Here is a 1,810-nt window from a genome sequence, read left to right on the forward strand (position 1 = left end):
GCGCCATTAATGACAAACTCAGGATAATTCGTTACGATCGGTCCTGTAAGCGTTGAGCTACCAATGAGTGTTGTTTTATCCGGGCCGTTATAAATACTCACCGTAGCGGTTTTACCTGCAGGCCATACCCCGCTTTTCTTAAATGAGAGCTTCCAGATGGCCATTTCGTCTTGTGCTGGTGTTTTAAAGGTTTGCCCGATTGACTTATTATTGCTGATAAACAATGCGTCACCGTCATCATTGTTTTGGGATACCCATTCCGAACGATACCAACGGATTCCCGTATCTGTAACTAAGTATTTCAAATTGTTTGCTGCCGCCTTCTCCAAAGCCCAATCGGTTGTGGCAGGTGTTGTATTTAAGTTGCTTGCTACAATAAAATTGGCGTTCATCGCACGTATGTCTGCAAAATTAGCATCGGTTACATCTGGTGGAGGCGGTTCAACGAAAATACCGATCGGAAACTCCCCCGACACCGTTGGCGTCGGATTCGGATTGGCATACGCAGAGGAATTAAATAATAACCCAATCATCATCATAGACACGAGCAATCCAAGCATTGTTTTTCTTAACATTACTTTTCACCTCATCCTACATATTTGTATTTAACTCTTACCTGCCGGCACTGCCTATCAGACTCTTCCCCCTCAAATCCCTCCCTTTTTTTAAATCGACACCTTTACTAGTAAGYGGTTACAAAAAGATTATAAATCGTCTATTTATTCGTTACTATTTGCTAATTTTGCTTTTATTGACATCTGTTGCGTTCTTAAAAGCTAAAGAGCGATTTACAGAAAAATTCAATTCCATCATCCGATGGGTCCAGCTCGTGCCCACCGTCAAAGGCTTTCGCAGAATACCGATCACTTATGTTCAATTGCGCATAAAGRGCCGCCACTTTATCAATTTCTGGCTGGGCATACTCATAAAGGAACGTCTCATCCCGTGTGCCTACTTCTAAATGTAGAAATCGAGGTGCGATAAGCGCACAGATCTCTGCATCCAAAAACCTATTGCCTGCGTTAAACCAAGTAAAGTCCGGCCAATCCACTACATACCGATTATTGATGAAGCAAGAGGAATAAGCCGCTTTAATTCTAGTATCAAGTGCAGCTGTAAACATCGTATAGAACCCACCATACGACAAACCGATCATCCCAACCTTGGAATGATCGATGTCCGGCCTTAAAATGAAATAATCGATGGCCCTCTGTATTTTATAAATTTCAACTGCAGCTATGGAGCTTCCTACATGTTTTAATTGCTTATCGTACTGGTGTCGATGATATTCAGGACCGTAAGCATCTGGATTCCAAAGCAATAATTGAGGAGCAAATACGGCTACACCACGCTTCAATACTCTTCGTGTCATATCGTTATAATTGTTTTCGCCATAAAAGCCAGAGCATAACTCCGGTGTTCCCCATCCCCCATGCTGCGAAATAACAAGAGGATGCGGCCCTTCCTTATTAGGAATGAACAAGACACCATATGTCGTTAGTCCAAATCCAGCTTCTACTTCCACCCTGTAGATACTACCAAGCTTATCCTCAGAGACGTAAATAACCTTCGCTGCCGGTACCGATGTGGAATCAGACCGTGATCCCCTATCACTATCCATTGCCAGCGGCCATCCTAGCATACCTCTTACCTTCTCCCGCATTGAAGAAGCATCCCTCTCAAATACAGGAATACTTGTCGTATCAAGCCGGAAGAAAGACTTTCTCTTCTCCTCCGAAGCTTGATGCCTATTTATAATCAAAGCATCAAATTCTCTTTTTTGTTTCTCGCGGTAGCTATTGCCGACAGC

The 1,810-nt window shown here is 43.1% G+C and carries 2 protein-coding genes; both read right to left on the minus strand.

What is annotated here, in order from left to right:
• The coding region (locus tag AC1DWN_RS33215) for a hypothetical protein (protein ID WP_477563098.1) at positions 1 to 575 on the minus strand (575 nt) is incomplete at its 3' end.
• A 194-nt stretch (positions 576 to 769) separates the two neighbouring features.
• Positions 770 to 1,810, minus strand: a 1,041-nt coding sequence (locus AC1DWN_RS33220; protein ID WP_477563099.1) for a dienelactone hydrolase family protein, incomplete at its 5' end; no start/stop codon positions are given.

It is taken from the genome of Paenibacillus sp. P4_A7, from assembly GCF_056402455.1.